The following is a 19,273-nucleotide window of genomic DNA, read 5'->3' on the forward strand; positions in this document are numbered from 1 at the left end:
GAATGTCGCCTCCTTTATAACATACAAAATACCCCATGCCTTGGTCATTCGGCAAGAGGTATTTGTATTTGCTTAGCGTTGATCGGATGGTTTCGATTTGTCCGCCTTGCTCATATATTCGTCGTATCGGTCATCAAGTTCACGTGCCATACTCCGGTATTTACGCGTCTCCTCAACAATGGGATCGATATGAGTCTGAACCCGCACCTCATATTTAGGGCTGAGCCGTTCCCGCTTTTTGGCCTCATTCTCACGAATTTCGCCTTCCGTCAGCAGTTCACTGAGCTGGCGTTCCAATTCTTCGGATTGGCTCATCGCGATTTCCTCCTTCAGGATGATGGTCTACGTAGAATTATAACCCGGTTGCGTCTGCTTCTTTCAGCACTTGAATAAGTTGAGAATGAATAGCTGTATTCGTAGCTGCAATATGCCGTACACTCAGGTCATAAGGTCTGCCCAATGTATCGGTGATGGTACCGCCTGATTCCTGTACCAGCAAAGCGCCCGCTGCTACATCCCACGCATTCAAACCAATTTCGCAATAAGCCGACAGCCGTCCTGACGCTACATAAGCCAGATGCAATGCTGCCGATCCCAGCGCCCGAATGCCACGTACTTGAGGTGTAAGAACCTGCGTAATTTTCATATTTAGCGGTTGTGCATACGTACGGTCCGGTGGGAAGCCGATGCAGACCAGACTATCTCCCAGTGTTTCTTCTCTCGATGCTTGCATGCGATTGCCATGCACATACGCGCCTTTTCCTTTTTCCGCTACAAACATTTCATCACGGGACGGATCATAAATGACCCCGACAATCACCTCGCCACGATGGGCCAAGGCAATAGACACACTGTAATACGGCAGACTGTGTACAAAATTGGTAGTGCCATCTACCGGATCAATAATCCATAAATATTCCTCTTCACGGGCAGCCTCTAATGCGCGGGCCGAAGCTTCGGCTCCCGGCTCTACACTCTCTTCACCCAAAATAGCATGATCGGGAAAATGGGTCAGAATCAGTCTGCGAATCATCTGCTCTGCACCTTTATCTACCTCGGTCACCAGATCCGTAGGAGACTGTTTAGTATTCAAATGTTCAACAGTTCCCAGTCTGCTCTTAATCCATTCCCCGGCTTTGGATGCCGCGTTAATAGCCACGGCAGTATAGCTTTTTCCTGATACGATATAGGGAACCTTTTCGTTTTCATGTTCGTTCAACGTGTTCACTCTACTTTCTATATCATTGTTACGTGGTTTACGAAGCTGCCCTACAGCACAGTCTCTTAACCATCTCTGTTTCATTACAAGTTTGCTAGTTTACACATTCTAGTATACACAATAAACTGCATAAAGTTTCTCTAAATGGGAGCTTTATCCGCGAAATGCCACTTTCTAAGGCATAATTTCTACGGAAGCCCCATCCAGCACTTTAACCCCATTGTCTTCCTGAAGGCGCAGTTCATTCATCAATCCGAATAACGCTTCATCCTTAAGCTTGGCTTCAAGCATGACATCAATTCGATCCGTATATCCGGCAATATTGCGCAAAAAGGTAAGCAACGGCTCCACTAGAACACCCTCCGCATGGCCCCGGGGATCTTTTTCACTTTTGGGACTGGACGCATGAATTTTGGGCGGCAATGGATAATCAGCAGAAGATCCGGCTTGGGCCAACTCCCCTTTCCAAGTATCCAAAATACCCGGCCATAGCTCCCACGGCTTTTCCCCCTCATTATTCACCCATTGATGATGAATATCGAGAACCATCGGCAACCCCGTCAATTTGCAAGCCTCCAGCGTTTCCACCGCATTGAACGTTTTATCATCATTTTCCAGCGTTAACCGTTCTCTTAACGAAAGATCCAGCGCACTAACCTGCTCTACAAAACGCTGACCTGAGGTCACCTTATCTCCGTATGCACCACCAATATGAATGTTGTTCTTGGCTTCGGCACCGAGCCCCATGGCCTCCAGCATCGCTTTGTGGTACTTCAGATCATTAATGGAGCTCTGCAACACCTCAGGACGGGGAGTGCTTAACACTGTAAAATGGTCAGGGTGAAACGATACCCTCATCCTATTCGCCTTGACATAGTTCCCTACCTCTGCAAAATCAGCAGCAAGCGCCTGAAACGGGTCCCAATCCCGCAGATCCTGATGGGTCGCGAGCGGAATCAGCTTAGATGAGAAACGATAGACCTGGATATCACTCGCGCGATTATGGCGCAGCAGCCTCAAAGTATTATGGAGATTTTCGGCTGCTATCCGTTCTAGCTTGCGGATCGCAGCTTCTCGGTCTCCAATCTTGGTAAAGCTGCTCATTGTCATGGTTTTAGAGGGGGATGCATTTTGCACGGTAACCGACATGGCTACATAACCGAACCTTACGATCATAGGGTGTCTTCCTTTCAGCAGTCGCAGTAGATGGTAAGGCCGCTTTCGTTCTGTGACCTAAAACCCTTTTCTACTGATCATACCCGGAAAAGCACCTGCTGATTCGGTGTTATCGCACAAATTGCAAGAAGGAAACAGCTAGGATTGCTGCTGTGCTCCAAAAAACATTTCATCCGCCAATGCGGTCTGAATTCTCGCTTCCTCTTCATTCAGCTTACGAATGAGAATCATTTCAACTTCGGTCACTTCATCGCCCTGGAAATTAATTTCGGCGATACAGCCCACAATCTGCACGATGGCTACTGCCACGTTATCCACGCTGTATGCGATGACCTTCTGGCCTGTCGGAAACACACGCAGTCCGGATTTAACCATTTTGCCACGTCCGTATTCCAGGAGTTCGTAAAGTTCTTGTTCGCTCTTGAATTTGCACACTGAGTTAAATTCAGTTTGGAAGCCCATGTGTAGCCGCCACCTTTCATGATTAAGGGTTTAGTGTTGTGCTCAAAGATATGCCATTTATATGAACAAAAAGGAGAGTGATCAGCTCCCCTTTGTTTCGTTTATGAGTTCTCGTAGTGCAGTGCCGACCTGCGCTCATAACGCTCCAGTGCAAGGGCAATCATGCGGTCCAGCAGACTTGCATAGGATACGCCTGTTTCTCTCCACAGTAATGGATACATACTGAACGGTGTAAAACCAGGCATTGTATTCACTTCATTAATAAGGATATGTCCGTCCGAGCGTCTGACGAAGAAATCGGCACGGGAAATCCCGCAGCCTTCTAGAGCGCGGAATGCTTGCAATGCGGCTTCACGAATACGATCTGCCACTTCCTCATCCAACGGTGCCGGAATAAGCATTTCCGATTGGCCATCCGTATATTTGGCAGCGTAATCGTAATAATCACTCGCCGATACAATTTCACCCGGTACCGAGGCAATCGGCTCATCATTGCCCAGTACGCTGACCTCAATCTCACGGGCATCGACGTACTCCTCGACAATCACCTTTAGGTCAAATTGCAAAGCCAGATCTACAGCCTTTTCCAGCTCTTCTCGGTTGCTGGCTTTGGAAATACCGACACTTGATCCCAGATTGGCTGGTTTGACAAAGCAAGGATAACCTAGCTCGGTTTCCATGTTACGCACCAGATCATGACTGGTTTGGGCCCACTGTGTACTATTAAAATAACAGTATTTCACTTGCGGCAATCCTGCATGCTCAAACAGCTTCTTCATGACGCCTTTATCCATACCTGCTGCCGAAGCCAGCACTCCTGCACCGACATAAGGCATATCCGCCATTTCGAACAGACCCTGAATCGTTCCGTCCTCGCCAAAGGTACCGTGCAGCAACGGAAATAGCACATCCAGCGTCTGCTCTCCGTACAGCTTGCCGAACAATGTATCTAATGCCGCCTTGGTGCCACCCTCTGCGCGTTCCAGCTTCAATTGCTCTACAGAAGCCAGAGGAGCGCTTAATAGCGCCCCTCTACGCCAATCGCCAGCCTTCGTAATATAAAAAGGAATAATCTCGTATTTCTCATAGTTAAAAGCGTTCATTACCGCATACGCCGTTTGCAGCGAAACCTCATGTTCACCCGATTTGCCACCGTACACCAGCCCTACGGTCAATTTTTGATTTGCCATGCCTATCCTCCGCTTTCCTGCTTTCGTCATGTGACTGATTTGCATCACTGTACCTGTTATCCATCATCTCATTTAAAAATAGTCGGCGATGTGATAAAAGCGATATACCGTGTTGTCGGTCCACGCATACGAATTTTTATAGTCCCAATAACGATGTCTGGAGCTTACCGTATGTGCATTGACTAGCGGCATGCCGCCCGCATCAAAGGCCGTGACCACCGTGCTGTGCTGGAAGGTTCCGTCACCATCCCAATCGTAAAAAATGACGTCCCCCAGCATGAGCTGCTCTGGGCGACTCACTTGCTCAGCGGTCAACCCCCATGAGCTGGAGCCCAAATACCGCTCTAGACTGTTGGAAACTGCCCAACTGTAGCTCCACAGCTCACGTCCGGCAACCCGTCCTTTATACCACCAGCCCGATTCTCTTTTACCAGTATAGTGGATCGGTGCTCCCCCTGCAAAGAGGCATTGCGAGATATAATTGGTGCAATCCACATCAAAACCTTCAAACTCTGGATTGAAGCTATCCCACCACTGATCTGCATAGGCCGCTGCTTCTTCGCGGCGATATCGGCTGGGACGTGCTGATGAACCGAAGCCCAGCACACCGCGATTCAGCAGCGGCAGATTTCCTCCTTGATTAAACGAAGCCTGTTCAAAAGGAACCTCTCCCCCCGCTGGCTTCCTTTCTGCCGGATCGCGCTCAATTCTCGCTACCTGCCAGGCTTCACCCTCGCGTGTGAACGTCAGACGCTCCCGTTCAATCCGATCCTCCCGGTGAGTCATCCCGCCCTTCTCATAAAAGAGTCGGACATGCAGTTGTACATCTACCACAGCCTCATCCGGAGTATCCTGCACCATTCGTAGCGGCTTGGCGCGTGTCTCGCTGCGTAGGGGAACAGCATCCCGTTCGTTGTACCACTGCTCCAATCTGGCCGCACGTGCTGCTCGTTCCATCCGCTGACCCACCTCCAGATACTCATCTGGCTGCGGTATACCATTCACCTCACTGCGATTGTATTGATTCACGTAAGCAAAAAGGGCCTGTTTCCATTCCCGCTCCCCCATCCCAATCCCTCCATATTCGTCCCGCTATCCTTTTCCGGGGATAACCGGAATGATGAATAACTTCCTTTCTTCCCTCTCTGGTCTGATATGCTCTCTATACTATAAGTATGAATCTCTAAAGCTTGGTATGAACATCGAAACGCGAGGGAGCGGAACGTTTTATTTTCCAATCTGCAACGCATCATTTAGGCCAAAAAAACTTTACGGAACCGTCTGAAAACGGTATACTTAATCCAAAAGCAATCATTTTGAAATCACGTTTCATCTAATGAAACAAATTACATTGATCGCAACCTCTAACACGTAATGAACCACTGAAGATGTAATTGAGAACGCAACCAATTTAAACCAACTGTGCAAGACGTCGAAAAAACGACATCCCTATTTTCCCCCAAGCATCCACTTCAAGGAGGTAATACTTATGTCAGGAAAAGATCAATTCTCCATTGCCCGTAGTCTCGAAGTTAACGGTAAGCCTTATCGCTACTATAGTCTTAAGGCACTGGAGGAACAAGGAAAGAGCGGTATTGCCAAGCTGCCTTTCTCCATTAAAGTGTTGCTGGAAGCTGCGGTTCGCCAATTTGACGGACGCGCCATTACAGAAGAACATGTGCAACAGCTGACAGGATGGGCTGAGGATCGTGACACCAACAAGGAGATTCCGTTCATTCCTGCACGTATCGTGCTACAGGATTTTACCGGTGTCCCGGTGGTTGTCGATTTGGCAGCTATGCGTGATACGGTGAAAAAAGCGGGCGGTGATCCGAAACAAATCAATCCGCTCGTCCCTGTCGATCTCGTTATCGACCACTCGGTCATGGTCGATGCTTTCGGTACCAGTGACGCGCTGGACTACAATATTAATGTAGAGTTTGAACGCAACGAGGAGCGGTACCGTTTTCTGCGTTGGGCGCAAACGGCGTTCAACAACTTCCGTGCTGTACCGCCGTCCACCGGTATCGTCCATCAGGTCAATCTGGAGTATCTCGCCTCCGTGGCCGCCACCAAAACCATTGACGGCGAAACGGTCGTCTTCCCGGATTCCCTCGTGGGAACAGACTCCCATACCACGATGATTAACGGCCTTGGTGTTGTTGGCTGGGGTGTCGGCGGGATTGAGGCAGAGGCGGGTATGCTGGGGCAACCGCTGTATTTTGTCACTCCCGATGTGATTGGCTTCAAGCTGACAGGCAGTCTGACGGAAGGCTCTACCGCCACCGATCTGGCGCTCACTGTAACGCAAATGCTGCGTAAAAAAGGCGTAGTCGGCAAATTCGTGGAATTTTACGGGCCTGGTCTGGCTAACATCAGCTTGGCTGACCGTGCGACAGTTGCCAACATGGCACCGGAATACGGCGCAACGATTGGCTTCTTCCCGGTCGATGCGGAAACGCTGGCCTACCTGCGCAGCACCGGACGTTCCGATGAGCAAGTAAGCCTCGTAGAGGAATATTACAAAGCCCAAGGCATGTTCCGCACATCCGATACACCGGACCCTGTGTTCAGCGATACCATTGAGCTGGATCTGGCTTCGGTTGTACCGAGTCTCGCCGGACCCAAACGTCCGCAGGACCGTGTTGAGCTTAGCCGCATGAAAGAAACGTTTGAAGGCATTATCCGTACCCCGGTGGACAAGGGCGGCTATGGACTGAGCGATGAAAAAATCGCACAGAAGATTCCGCTGACCCATCCGGACGGCTCCACCAGCGAGTTGGGTACAGGAGCAGTCGTTATTGCAGCTATCACAAGCTGCACGAATACCTCCAATCCAAGCGTTATGCTCGGTGCGGGCTTGCTGGCCAAAAAAGCAGTGCAGCGCGGGCTCAAAAAGCCGGGCTATGTTAAAACCAGCTTGACACCAGGCTCCCTCGTCGTGACGGAGTACCTGCAAAAAGCCGGATTAATCGGACCGCTCGAAGCCCTCGGCTTCCATGTAGCAGGCTACGGCTGCGCAACCTGTATCGGTAACTCCGGCCCACTTCCTGACGAAGTGAGTCAAGCCATCACAGACAATGATTTGACGGTTGGAGCAGTCATTTCCGGCAACCGGAACTTTGAAGGTCGTGTGCATGCGCAAGTAAAAGCCAACTATCTCGGCTCACCGCCACTGGTTGTCGCTTATGCGCTGGCAGGCACAGTGAACATTGATTTGGTGAATGATCCGCTCGGTTACGATCAGGACAATCAGCCTGTCTACCTGAAAGATATCTGGCCAACCTCCGAGGAGATCAAGGAAGCCATCAGCCTGTCTCTCAGCCCGGATATGTTCCGTCGTAAATATGAGAATGTATTTACTGCCAACGAAAAATGGAACTCCATTCCGGTTCCTGAAGGCGAACTGTATGAATGGGATGAAAAATCAACTTATATTCAAAATCCACCATTCTTTGAAAAACTTCAGGATGGCGTGCAGGATATCAAGGAAATCCGTAATGCCCGTGTGCTTGCCCTGTTGAATGATTCGGTCACAACGGACCATATCTCACCAGCAGGCAACATTGCCCCTTCCAGCCCGGCAGGACTGTACTTGAAGGAGCATGGCGTGGAACGCAAGGACTTCAACTCCTACGGCTCCCGTCGCGGTAACCACGAGGTCATGATGCGCGGTACATTCGCCAACATCCGTATCCGCAACAATGTGGCTCCAGGTACTGAAGGCGGCGTGACCAAATACTTGCCAACGGATGAGGAAATGTCCATCTATGATGCATCCATGAAATATCAGGCAGCCGATCAGAACCTGATCGTCATTGCTGGTAAGGAATACGGCACAGGCAGTTCCCGTGACTGGGCGGCCAAAGGTACGCTTTTGCTGGGTGTTAAGGCTGTCATTGCCGAAAGCTTCGAGCGGATTCACCGCAGTAACCTGGTCGGCATGGGTGTACTGCCTCTGCAATTCCAGGAAGGCTATGGCTGGTCCAGCTTGGGTCTGAACGGTCGTGAAACGTTTGACATTCTTGGCATCGACAATGACGTGAAGCCTGGTCAAGAGCTTACGGTTGTGGCTAAACGCGAGGATGGCACGAAGTTCGAATTCCCGGTAATTGCCCGTTTGGACAGCACTGTCGATATCGACTACTACCACAACGGTGGTATTCTGCAAACCGTATTGCGTCAAATGATTCAAGAGTAAAGAGCGTATAAATAACAAAATCCCCTCCAAATGCAGTGGAAACTGCACATTGAGAGGGGATTTTTTACATGCTTCAGGCCTTTAAAAGAAAACATATACCCAGGATTGCAAATACGAGGGTTATAAGAAGTGTGAAGAGACCAGGCAGGCTTTCCATGATTGCAGAGCCTTCTTCGCTCTTGAACTGACGACTGAAATAGGGTTGGAGCATAAGCATAATTATAAAAGATATGAGGCTAACTCCACACAACAACCATACCTCAGGGGAGGATTTGTCAACAAAACGGTCAGGCACATCATTGAAATTGTAGTGGATTGCTACATTCCTAGGCATTCTCGGATACATGAAAAGGTAGATAATGAAAGGCAAAACAGAAATAAGAAAAGACAATACATTAGAAAAATTTAATTTACTTCTCATGGAAATCCCCCTAATATGCTAAATCGATCCGCATTATACAGATATCAGCAGTCTATATTTTTATACCTATGGCTTAGAAAGAGAGAAGTAACAAAACTAATCATCGTCGGTAAACAAGAAGCGAGCACCATATACACATTAACTTCTTGTCCTAATCCTATAGCGATCCCGATTAAGCCAAAGGCTATCCAAATATAAGCAGAGATACGATGCGTCTTCTTCCATGCCATTTCATTCGAAAGTAGCCAAGGGAACTTCAAACCAATTAGACGGTTAGGTGTTAATTTAGGGAATGTGACACCTACTGTTAAGTGCGATATCGCTGAAACCAGTAAAACTATATTTAAGGGACTGAAGTAAATAGCATTTGAATACAGTAACATTAAAAAAAGAAAAATAAAATTTAGAACAACAAACACACTGGAACATAATTTACGATATGGAACCAAATTTTTTTCAGAAAATTGTTCTCTATGTTTCGAGAATTTTGGGTACAAGACAACAATAAGAAAAGAGATAATCATCGCTCCTGATGACACAATAAAAAAGCTAGAGGGAGCTTTAGAGGGTTCATTGAAGGCAATACAATAAATGAATTTATGAAATGCAATATAATAAATAAAATAGAAATCTGAATCCACGGCTTTTTAAATTCTTTTTTTAAATCATAGTTATTCTCCACTCAAAACAACCTCACTTCGAACTGATTTTCAGTTGATTTTAGAAGTAGATGCAATAAGATTCTTTACTTAGATTTATAACACTTTAATGGTAAAAAATTAATATATTTGTATAAAATATATATCATTGTCTGAGCATAATACATATTTTTCAAAAAAATAAGAGATCAAAGTCACATTCAATATATTTTTAAAAAAAATATCTTTTCTTCTATTTCGAAAAGAACTTATTATCTATCTACTCTATTTCGATTATTAAAATAAACATCACAAAAACAAAAAAAGTCGATCCCTCAGGACCGACTTCTAGCCACGTTCTCTTATAACCTTACCTTCGCACGCGAGTTACTTCGAAATATCCAAAAAGCCCTCTCCGAACACATCCCGCACGTCATGAATGGTGATAAATGCTGCTGTGTCGATGGCTTTCACTATCTTTTTAAGCGCTGATACCTCTTGTTTACTAATGACGATATACAGCACTTCTTTTGGATTTTTAGTGTAATATCCGTGGCCTGACAGGACGGTAACTCCACGATCCATTTTCGTGATGACCATCTCAGCAATTTTATCTTGGTGCTCCGAAATGATCATGACCGCTTTTTTAGGGTTTAGTCCTTCGATCATGAAGTCCATCACCTTCGTACCAACGTACAATATAACGATAGTTAGCATCAATTTTTCTGGACCAATAATAAAATAGGAAGAGAACGCGACAATCAAATCAAAAAACAGCAGGCCATAGCTGATATTCCAATCCAGATACTTGTTGGCAATTCGGGCTAAAATGACCGTTCCCGCCGTAGTGCCACCTACACGTACAATTAAGCCAATGCCGACCCCCACCAAAACTCCGGCAAATACAGCATTAATCGTCGGCTCATGCGAATCAATCCGCCAGTTGACCGTTAAATGTAGAAACAGCGAGTTAAAAGCGACCGCAATTATAGTGTACAGGGTCGTTCTCTTGTCCAAAAATTTATATCCGACAATCAACAGCAAGCCATTGATCACCAGATTGACGATCGAGGGAGACCACTGAAACAGGTAGTACAAAATGATCGTAACCCCTGTAACGCCCCCCTCACCAAACTCATTCGGGATCACAAACAGATTAACAGCTAGCGCGAAAAAAAACGCACCCAGAATAATAAATGCGATATCTGCAATACTTTTTTTCATATATGCTCTAATCCTTTCTCTAACATTTCAAAGGATGAATCGCCAGATGGATTGGCTGACTCTTGTTGCCAAAATACGCTGACAACCAGTTCATGGTATCTACTACCAAACATAAAGTCAATACAACTTTGACACTTTAATTCGCCACCAGACTGCCTCAATCCTGACTTGGATTCCGCAAAATTCTCCTTTTACAAGGTTATTCGACAAAATAACACAATCCCGACTACTAAACTAAGAAAACGGGCCTCTAGCCCTTGTTTTAGACCTAGGCACATTTTCCTCTAAAACGACCATCCTCCTAATCGACATTTTGGACACATATGACCATCTTCCTGTTTTATGTCAAAAGCGTTTTACTTTGAAAAAATGTGGGTATAATGATTGAAACATTACCAAGCAACCTACATAGCATCACGACATCAAGTACATACAAATAGTCCTATACAGACGTTCTAAGCAACTCAATCTGAATTTGACAATATGGAATTGGAGGAATGACCTACATGAATACAATGAACTTAACCGTCCACACCCTGATGCCCTTTCACCACCAATACCAACGTGCCAACGCGGTGAGTATGCAGAAGAAAGAAGATAGCTCGGAGAAGAAGCTCAGCTTTCAGGACATTTTGAATGAAAAAATGGGTAAAAAATAAGGCGCCGTTTATCCGGTTGCAATATCCCACTTTACATAAGCTAAAAAGCCGTAGTTTCCTACATCGACTGTAGAGAACCACGGCTTTTTTTAGTTCATTTGTTCCTAAACTCACACGTTCGTTTTACTGACCGCCATCCCGATACTGCTCTGCCTTCTCACGCATCCCGGCAGCTACTGCTTCTTGAGTGTTCAGCCCCTTATCCGCTGCATAAGCGCGAATGTCCTGCGTGATGCGCATACTACAAAATTTGGGACCACACATCGAGCAAAAATGTGCTTCCTTGGCGCCCTCTGCCGGTAGCGTTTCATCATGGTAGGACAAGGCCCGCTCGGGATCAAGCGACAGATTGAACTGGTCCCGCCAGCGGAACTCAAAGCGTGCCTTGGACAAAGCATCATCCCGCTGCTGTGCCCGTGGATGACCCTTCGCCAGATCGGCAGCATGTGCCGCAATTTTGTAAGTAATGACACCCTCGCGGACATCATCCTTATTCGGCAGACCCAAATGCTCTTTAGGCGTAACATAGCACAGCATGGACGTCCCGAACCAACCGATCATCGCCGCCCCGATGGCTGAGGTAATATGATCATATCCGGGGGCAATATCCGTCGTGAGTGGCCCCAAGGTATAGAAAGGAGCTTCCTTACAAATCTCCATTTGTAAATCCACATTCTCTTTGATTTTATGCATAGGGACATGTCCTGGCCCTTCAATCATGACCTGAACATCATGCTTCCAGGCGATTTGCGTTAGCTCGCCCAACGTTTCCAGCTCTGCAAACTGTGCTTCATCATTCGCATCATAGATGCTACCCGGACGTAGACCATCTCCGAGAGAAAAGGCCACATCATAAGCTTTCATAATTTCGCAGATTTCTTCAAAATGCGTATACAAAAAATTCTCCTGATGGTGCGCAAGGCACCAGGCTGCCATGATCGACCCACCACGGGATACAATTCCCGTCATTCTATTCGCCGTCATCGGTATATACCGCAGCAATACACCCGCATGAATTGTAAAATAGTCCACTCCCTGCTCCGCCTGCTCAATCAGCGTATCGCGATACAGCTCCCACGTCAGCGCTTCTGCTTCGCCGTTCACCTTTTCAAGTGCCTGATACAGCGGTACAGTCCCAATCGGTACAGGAGAATTCCGAATGATCCATTCACGTGTTGTATGGATATTACGGCCTGTGGACAGGTCCATAACTGTATCCGAGCCCCAACGCACAGCCCAGGTCATTTTCTCCACTTCCTCCTCGATGGAGGAGGTAACCGCAGAATTACCAATGTTCGCATTGATCTTCACGTGAAAATGACGCCCAATGACCATTGGCTCACTTTCCGGGTGATTGATATTCGAAGGCAAAATGGCTCGTCCAGCCGCCAACTCCTGCCGTACAAACTCAGGCTCCACCCCTTCGCGGATCGCCGCAAATTCCATTTCGGGCGTAATGATCCCTTGCCGCGCATAATGCATTTGCGTCACTGTACGACCTTGCGAAGCACGAAGCGGACGGTTGGTCACGCCGGGAAATTCAACTGTCTCCCGTTTGGAGCCAGGTTTCAGTCCATTATCCTCCGGTTTGACGGCGCGTCCCTCGTAAGCCTCCACATCGCCCCGTTCCAGGGCCCAAGCTCGCCGTAATGGAGGCAGGCCCTGACGGATATCGACCTGATAGGCTTCGTCGGTCATGGGACCGCTCGTATCGTACACACGCAATGGCTCATGATGCTCCGTGCCCTGCGGCGTATGTGTAGGATGAAGAGCAATTTCGCGCTCTGGCACGGCAATGTCCGGCCGTGAGCCTTGAATATATACCTTACGGCTCCCTGGAAAGGGCGTTACCCCTCTGGCTTGCTCCCCGTTTGTCTTCTCTACCTCAACTTCTTTTGTTCCTACCAATCTTACTTCTGTTGATTTCAATTCTGTTCCTTTTGTTCCTTCTACTTCTGTCGGCTTCATTGTCCATTCCTCCCGTTTCGATGAAATGACACACCGATCCGGAACCATTCCCAGGGTGGCGCTGATCTATGCAAAAAAGCCGGTTCCCCAGGGAACCGGCTAATCTAACGAGGCAGCTATCCAGACAGTACGCATGTGGAATAATCCTATTCCAATGCGTCACCGTAGACAGCAGCCGCGTATACATTTCAATGGCCGATTACTTCCCTACGCTGGTATGATCCAGATCAGGTGCAAAGGGTCCGGAATCTTGCACGATTCCATCTCAGCCCGGCATTACAGGCTCCCCCAGTAACTGTGATACTTCTATTCACATGAGGCGGCTATAACAGATATCCCGCCATCCTTACCAGACTACTTTAAATTTATGGCTTTGGCAACCCTTCTAGGTTCCCTTTACCAAGGAGACGCTCCCCATCAAATCACTCTGCTTGCTTCAACTGTGTTCATTCTTGTTACGGAAGCATAAGCCCCATTTCCTTCGCCGCTTCAATCAAAATCGGAGCAAAGTCATGTAGCGTCTCGGGTGCAAGCCGACTGACCGGACCGGATACAGATAAAGCCGCAGTGACCTGTCCCTTCCGGTTTACAATTGGGGCAGCCACAGCAGCAGCCCCTGGCTCCCGTTCTTCATAGCTGGTCGCATAGCCCTTCTCGCGAATGTCCTGCAGCTGGGCTTTATAGACCTCCGGGTCTACTGAGGACGGCCATTCATCCCCGCTTAGCAGGGCTTCCAGCTCCTGCGGCGGCATAAAGGCTGCCAGCACTTTGCTGGAGGCCCCTACAGCCAGCGGCATACGCGCACCTACAGGCGCAACCCTGCGGATCGCCTGATTGCTCTGCACGGCTTGTATGCGAATACGCATGCTGCCGTCCCGTAAGTACAAGCTGACCGTCTCGCCCAGACGATCACGTAGTCCTTCCATTGCAGGCTGTAACAACACCGCCGGCTCGTCGCTTTGGGACAAGTGCGTGGATAGCTCCCAAATGCGGAAGCCAAGTCGATATTTTTCCGTTTCGGCATTCCGAACGACAAAGCCCCGATCCTCCAACGTAGTCAGCAGCCGATGAACCGTGCTTTTATGTAGACCAATTTTGGAGGCAATCTCCGTCAGGCCAAGATCCGAATCTGCGGTAAAACACAGCAGTATATCAAGTGCACGCTCTACAGCGCGAACGGTTAATTTACGGTCTTCCATCGTGAACCGCTCCTCTTGTATCCATATTCGTTTCACACTATGAAACATGGTTACATAAATTATATAGAATAGTCGCGGCTACTGTAAACCGATGTTTTTGTGACAACCATATTACAGAACGAGAACAAACATCGACAATTCTTTGCATCATTTTTACTTTTCCGGTTCAGGCGTTGACTTTGGATAATCCCCATCATACGATAATAGGTATCTATACGGATCTACACTACTATTTTCAAGTGGAATTATACCTAAATTCTATGAAACGAAGATCAATTTTATATAAGGAGGCTCTTACATGATTTCGACATCCCAGCGCAACGCTCAGCTACAGACCGCTGTTCAGGAGCCGTCCACCCCACTCTTTAATCCCCGTCTGCTGCGGTTCAAGCACGTTGTGATTGCTCTGCTGCTGTCGGTCGTCTTTTTTCTGTTGTTTTGTTTTATTGCCTTGCATGCTTACATCGCATGGGTACTTACGAATCCCACCGTTGCACCACTGTACTCTAATCCGATGCAGGCTAAAAGCATGCCTTATGAGGAAGTCAGCTTCCCTGCCAAGGATGGTAGCCGCATGGTACAAGGCTGGTATATCCCGGCGGACCAATCGCGGAAAACGATTATTTTCAGTCATGGCTATGGGGCTAACCGCGAAGAAAGCTGGATTCCCATGTATGATCTGGCGCATTATGCCCACAGTTTGAACTTTAATGTGGTCATGTTCGATTATGGATTTGCGTCACAAAACAGCAAAGCAGTCGCAACCGGAGGCAAAGCAGAATCCCAACAGCTCCTCGGAGCAATTCAGCTTGCGAAGCAACGCGGCTCGTCGGAGATTATCGTATGGGGCTTCTCCATGGGGGCAGGAACCGCTCTTCAGGCGGGCTTGCAAACCAAGGATGTGGACGCAATGATTTTGGACAGCACCTTCCTGCTGGAGCCAGATACGCTGTACCATAACATTCACAATCAAATTAATCTGCCAAGACATCCGTCTTTGGAAATTCTGGAGTTGCTGTTTCCAGTCTTGAACGGAACCAGCTTGCATCAAATTCCATATCAGGAAGTTAAAAAGGAAAACTATCCGTTCCCGATCATGTTTGTGCATGGTACACAGGATGAAAAAGCTCCTTATCCTATTGCGGAAAAGCTCGCTGCCAATCAAACCAACCCGCTTTCCAGTGTATGGATTGTTAAAAACGGGATACATGAGCTTATTTTCAGAGAGCACCCTCGTGAATATTTGCGACGGGTATCGACGTTTCTAAGCAGTGTACAGGAGCTGGAGGACAAGAAAACCATCGCTGATGCCCACAAACAAACGACTACGAAGTAAATTTTTCGAAGAACTGTATTCTATTCTTCGCCTGGAAGAAGCCTGCCTATGGACACTTAACCCGTGCCGTAGCTGGGCTTCTTTTTCGTTTTCCATGGGTATTCATTGTTTTACGTAACAGATGTGACCGGATTAAGGGAGTTCATAGACATATTCCTGATGAGACAGCGAATATACTGGGTACGTATGCATCCAGGGCAGATCTGCCAGATCCGCCGGATAGCCATAGTAGGATACGGGAGGTAAAAAAACGATGCTGAGTACTTATGGGTCTTTCCTGCCCTTACGTGTGCTGGAGGAAATTCGGCATTGGAAGCAGCAGGAAAGTTGGCATGTGGAAGTGATTAAATCCGCTACCGAGGGATTGGAGCCAACTTATGTACGGTTGCTGGATGATTGGCGGACTGTATTCGAACAGACGGAACGCACCGCCATAGAGTTGCTAGAAGAGCAACGGAGCGTACTCGATCCGGCAGATCAGGCGTGGCATCAGGAATGGAAACAGATGTCGGCTGCTCCACAAGCACATACACACGAATTCACTGGACATTCAAAACAGTCAAGGGGATTAGACGCATCATCATCTGTAAAGATGCCATTGTCAGAGTCAGCCTTAAACTCTCAGCCTGACTCACAAGAATTAAATCGTCGACTGGACGATTTGCTGCAAACCGCAAACCGTCAGTCACAGGAGTATGTACGACAGCTCGGTCTGCTGAGCGAGCACAGTCATGCATTGCGTCAGCAGCCAAAATCTGCCGGAGTTGTATTACACGCGGCACATGAAAGCCAATATTTCCTAATCTCGACAACCCCCTTTCAAGAACCTGGCTCCATCGCAAGGGCTGCTAGGTTGTATCATGTAGCGGCAGAGGGTGAGAATTACCCAGAGGAAGCGTTTCGAGAACGGCAGGCAGGCATAAGGGGAGAAGGCGCATGGACGACTAAAAGCGTCAAATCCAGCCAAGCGCAACCTTCGGCAACGGAAAAAACCTCAATCGGCCGCTCGGTTCCTATTGGGGGACATCGCCTACCGCCGCTCCCTTACCCCTATAATGCGCTTGAACCGTATATTGATGAGAAAACGATGCGTATTCACCATGATAAGCATCATTTGAGCTATGTGAATGACCTGAATAAAGCGGAAAAGAAGCTGGAAGAAGCCCGAAAAACAGGTGATTTTGACCTCGTAAAACATTGGGAACGTGAACTGGCATTCAACGGCGCAGGCCATTATCTGCATACTCTTTTTTGGACGATCATGAGTCCTAAAGGTGGTGGAAACCCAAGCGGACCGCTGGCTGAACAGATTAAAAAGGATTTTGGCAGCTACGATGCGTTCAAAAAGCAATTCAGCTCGGCAGCCGAAAAGGTCGAGGGTGGCGGCTGGGCTATCCTGGTATGGAGTCCACGCGCGGGCCGGCTTGAAATTTTGCAGGCCGAAAAGCACCAGAATCTGACTCAATGGGAGTCCATTCCGCTGCTGGCGATAGATGTATGGGAACATGCATATTACTTAAAGCATCAAAATGAGCGTAACAAATACATTGAGGATTGGTGGCATGTCGTTAACTGGCCTGAAGTGGAAGCGCGCTACGATCAAGCCTCCAAACTGAGATGGCAACCCTTCTAAGCTTCTAAGCTAAAGAAAAACTACACCTGCAAATCGTATCGCTCTCTGAGCGCTGCCATTTGTTCGGTCAATCCTTCCAGTTGTACCAACCAGCCATCGGCAGGTAAAATGGCTGTCCGGCTCTCAACGACACGGCGCAGAGATGCCGTGTACGCCTCAACAGACGGCACTCCAGCCAGCTCTGCCAGGCTACCCATCGTTGCTGGATTCACCCGGGGGTAATCCTGCTGCTGCACGCCTGCCGATGTGTCCCCGGCTGCCTCTGTATAGAAATGCTGCACCGCCTGTGCACGCTCTGCACCGCTGCCCTCAATCATCACGAAGGCTGTGATGATATACGCCTTGGCTTGGCGCCGCTGTGCAATGCCGCAAAACTTGCGGCCCCGGACGCTGACATCGTAATCCCCGGGACAGAAGGACCCGAGGATTTCTCCGGTCTGCGCCTCGCCAGACCACGGAACCAGCGCATCGGCAATTAGCGCTGCCATGAGCCGAAAATCCTCATGTAGGCTGATGGCCCGCTGTGGATTCGGCAGGATTAAGGACAGGTTCAGTACCCCTCTGTCCAGCATGACGGCTGCTCCACCCGAGGGGCGCACGCATACCGAGGTTCCCGCGTTGCGCACTCGTTCCATCGCCTGTGGGGCGTAGGGAAGCCTGCGGTCCCGGTGACCGATCACAAGCGCTGACGGATGCCGCCATAGATGCAAAATGGGTGTAGCTCCTTTCCCTACTTGCCGACAAGCCAGCTCCTCCCAAGCCAGCGGAGACAAAACATCCTCCTGAGTGGCCGCGAGTGGCGTTTCAAACCACTGTAACTCAGGCAAAGCTGTTGTTTTTTCCGTTGATCTATGTACATTCTCCATACGTTATCCCCTATCTATAAAAATAACTGTTATCCATAGGCAAATCGTAATTTTAAGGCAGCTATCCCGTCGTCTCTATTTCTGATGTTAACAAAAAAAGGTGGCTACGCCTATGCGTAAACCACCCTTTTTTTGTTCATCACATAAACGTCTTGCGATGTTCGATCAATCCTTGAGCAGCGACAAAAACTCTGCGCGCTGCGCTGCATCATCACGAAACGTACCGCGTACCGCAGACGTTACCGTTTTGCTACCAGGCTTTTTGACACCTCTTGCACACATGCACAGGTGCTCACCTTCCACGACCACCATAACCCCGTGAGCGGAGACCGCTTCATTTAAAATATCAGCGATCTGTGATGTAATACGCTCCTGTACCTGCAATCGGCGGGTTACTGCCTCTACCAGGCGTGCAAGCTTGCTCAGTCCTACAATTTTGCCGCTGGGTACATAGCCGATATGCACTTTTCCGAAGAAAGGAGCCATATGGTGCTCACACTGGCTGTAATAGACGATGTCCTTCACGATCACAAGCTCCTCGTGATTCTCGTCAAATGTCACACCCAACGCATCCCGGGGATCAACCTCATAACCCGCAAATATTTCCTCATACATGCGCGCAACGCGTGCCGGTGTTTCCAACAACCCTTCACGCTTGGGGTCCTCACCGATCAGTTGTAAAATCTGCTCCACATGGTACTCGATTTTATCCCGGTTATCCGCAGCTTTGCGGTTAATATAATCTTTTACGCCAGCCACAGTAATCCTCCTCTATGCAGCAACCTCATGCGGCATCCGTGCTCACGTTGCTCATTATTTCCGACGGCCCTGATTTTTACGCGGACCAGGCTGATTTTTGGAGAACTGTTGGTTCTTCATCATCTGCTGGGCTTTTTGCATTTGTTTCCCATTCAGGTTGTAACCCATCTGTTTGGCCATTTTTTGCAGCGTTTCAGGGTCGTTTTGCATCTTTTCAAGCTGTTTACGAAGATAATAAGCACCGATGAAAAATCCCCCAACCAAACCAGCAATCAGGGTAATAATCGGAATGACAATATTCCACACCACGAAGTCGTCACCT

The 19,273-nt window shown here is 48.3% G+C and carries 18 protein-coding genes and 1 riboswitch; of the genes, 4 read left to right on the plus strand and 14 right to left on the minus strand.

All coding sequences use genetic code 11. The features are described from left to right. Positions 1 to 72: 72 nt before the first annotated feature. The 6 genes from NLX82_RS25505 to NLX82_RS25530 form a co-directional block, all read right to left on the minus strand. Positions 73 to 315 (minus strand): hypothetical protein, encoded by a 243-nt coding sequence (locus NLX82_RS25505; RefSeq protein WP_023987011.1) that lies wholly within the window; start codon positions 313 to 315, stop codon positions 73 to 75. Positions 316 to 352: 37 nt separating this feature from the next. Further along, on the minus strand, positions 353 to 1,219 hold the full coding sequence (locus tag NLX82_RS25510; protein WP_023987010.1) for an inositol monophosphatase family protein: 867 nt from the start codon (positions 1,217 to 1,219) through the stop codon (positions 353 to 355). A gap of 174 nt (positions 1,220 to 1,393) precedes the next feature. Continuing rightward, complete coding sequence (gene uvsE / locus NLX82_RS25515; RefSeq protein ID WP_254349235.1) at positions 1,394 to 2,395, minus strand: UV DNA damage repair endonuclease UvsE; 1,002 nt, start codon at positions 2,393 to 2,395, stop codon at positions 1,394 to 1,396. A gap of 138 nt (positions 2,396 to 2,533) precedes the next feature. Then, entirely contained in the window at positions 2,534 to 2,857 is a 324-nt protein-coding gene (locus tag NLX82_RS25520; protein ID WP_023987008.1) for a hypothetical protein, read from the minus strand. A gap of 101 nt (positions 2,858 to 2,958) precedes the next feature. Beyond that, positions 2,959 to 4,047: a D-alanine--D-alanine ligase gene (locus NLX82_RS25525; protein WP_068939418.1), complete on the minus strand. Its 1,089-nt coding sequence runs from the start codon at positions 4,045 to 4,047 to the stop codon at positions 2,959 to 2,961. Between the two features lie 72 nt (positions 4,048 to 4,119). Then, positions 4,120 to 5,115 carry an amidase domain-containing protein gene (locus NLX82_RS25530; protein WP_254349236.1) on the minus strand — a complete coding sequence of 332 codons (996 nt, stop codon included), beginning with the start codon at positions 5,113 to 5,115 and terminating at the stop codon, positions 4,120 to 4,122. Between the two features lie 421 nt (positions 5,116 to 5,536). On the opposite strand from NLX82_RS25530, the gene acnA reads away from it, so the two are divergent. After that, positions 5,537 to 8,248: an aconitate hydratase AcnA gene (acnA, locus tag NLX82_RS25535; protein WP_071559304.1), complete on the plus strand. Its 2,712-nt coding sequence runs from the start codon at positions 5,537 to 5,539 to the stop codon at positions 8,246 to 8,248. Positions 8,249 to 8,321: 73 nt separating this feature from the next. Here the strand turns inward: acnA and NLX82_RS25540 are convergent, their stop codons facing one another. The 3 genes from NLX82_RS25540 to NLX82_RS25550 form a co-directional block, all read right to left on the minus strand. Continuing rightward, a complete protein-coding gene (locus tag NLX82_RS25540) occupies positions 8,322 to 8,669 on the minus strand; it encodes a DUF1648 domain-containing protein (RefSeq protein WP_254349237.1) in 348 nt (115 codons plus the stop codon). A gap of 44 nt (positions 8,670 to 8,713) precedes the next feature. Further along, positions 8,714 to 9,193 carry an SdpI family protein gene (locus NLX82_RS27845; protein ID WP_076295352.1) on the minus strand — a complete coding sequence of 160 codons (480 nt, stop codon included), beginning with the start codon at positions 9,191 to 9,193 and terminating at the stop codon, positions 8,714 to 8,716. Between the two features lie 501 nt (positions 9,194 to 9,694). Then, positions 9,695 to 10,531, minus strand: coding sequence for a YitT family protein (locus NLX82_RS25550; protein ID WP_023987004.1), 837 nt, complete (start codon positions 10,529 to 10,531; stop codon positions 9,695 to 9,697). 506 nt (positions 10,532 to 11,037) lie between these two features. Between NLX82_RS25550 and NLX82_RS25555 the strand changes: the two genes are divergently transcribed. Next, entirely contained in the window at positions 11,038 to 11,190 is a 153-nt protein-coding gene (locus tag NLX82_RS25555; protein WP_010348453.1) for a hypothetical protein, read from the plus strand. Between the two features lie 123 nt (positions 11,191 to 11,313). Here the strand turns inward: NLX82_RS25555 and thiC are convergent, their stop codons facing one another. After that, the gene (gene thiC, locus NLX82_RS25560; RefSeq protein ID WP_023987003.1) at positions 11,314 to 13,158 is read right to left on the minus strand and encodes a phosphomethylpyrimidine synthase ThiC; all 1,845 of its coding nucleotides are present in this window, start codon (positions 13,156 to 13,158) and stop codon (positions 11,314 to 11,316) included. Positions 13,159 to 13,345: 187 nt separating this feature from the next. Next, positions 13,346 to 13,458: riboswitch (TPP riboswitch) on the minus strand. Between the two features lie 155 nt (positions 13,459 to 13,613). Next, positions 13,614 to 14,357, minus strand: a complete 744-nt coding sequence (locus NLX82_RS25565; protein WP_023987002.1) for an IclR family transcriptional regulator — start codon at positions 14,355 to 14,357, stop codon at positions 13,614 to 13,616. A gap of 298 nt (positions 14,358 to 14,655) precedes the next feature. Between NLX82_RS25565 and NLX82_RS25570 the strand changes: the two genes are divergently transcribed. Continuing rightward, complete coding sequence (locus NLX82_RS25570) at positions 14,656 to 15,693, plus strand: alpha/beta hydrolase (protein ID WP_023987001.1); 1,038 nt, start codon at positions 14,656 to 14,658, stop codon at positions 15,691 to 15,693. Between the two features lie 253 nt (positions 15,694 to 15,946). Then, entirely contained in the window at positions 15,947 to 17,326 is a 1,380-nt protein-coding gene (locus NLX82_RS25575; RefSeq protein ID WP_023987000.1) for a Fe-Mn family superoxide dismutase, read from the plus strand. Positions 17,327 to 17,346: 20 nt separating this feature from the next. Here the strand turns inward: NLX82_RS25575 and NLX82_RS25580 are convergent, their stop codons facing one another. From NLX82_RS25580 to NLX82_RS25590, 3 genes are all read right to left on the minus strand, one after another. Further along, entirely contained in the window at positions 17,347 to 18,192 is an 846-nt protein-coding gene (locus NLX82_RS25580) for a lipoate--protein ligase family protein (RefSeq protein WP_076295354.1), read from the minus strand. Between the two features lie 165 nt (positions 18,193 to 18,357). Then, complete coding sequence (gene folE / locus NLX82_RS25585; protein WP_013308743.1) at positions 18,358 to 18,951, minus strand: GTP cyclohydrolase I FolE; 594 nt, start codon at positions 18,949 to 18,951, stop codon at positions 18,358 to 18,360. Between the two features lie 54 nt (positions 18,952 to 19,005). Further along, positions 19,006 to 19,260 (minus strand): YneF family protein, encoded by a 255-nt coding sequence (locus NLX82_RS25590; RefSeq protein WP_013308742.1) that lies wholly within the window; start codon positions 19,258 to 19,260, stop codon positions 19,006 to 19,008. Positions 19,261 to 19,273: the final 13 nt, after the last annotated feature.

This window comes from Paenibacillus sp. A3M_27_13, assembly GCF_024213315.1.
Taxonomy (GTDB): domain Bacteria; phylum Bacillota; class Bacilli; order Paenibacillales; family Paenibacillaceae; genus Paenibacillus; species Paenibacillus polymyxa_B.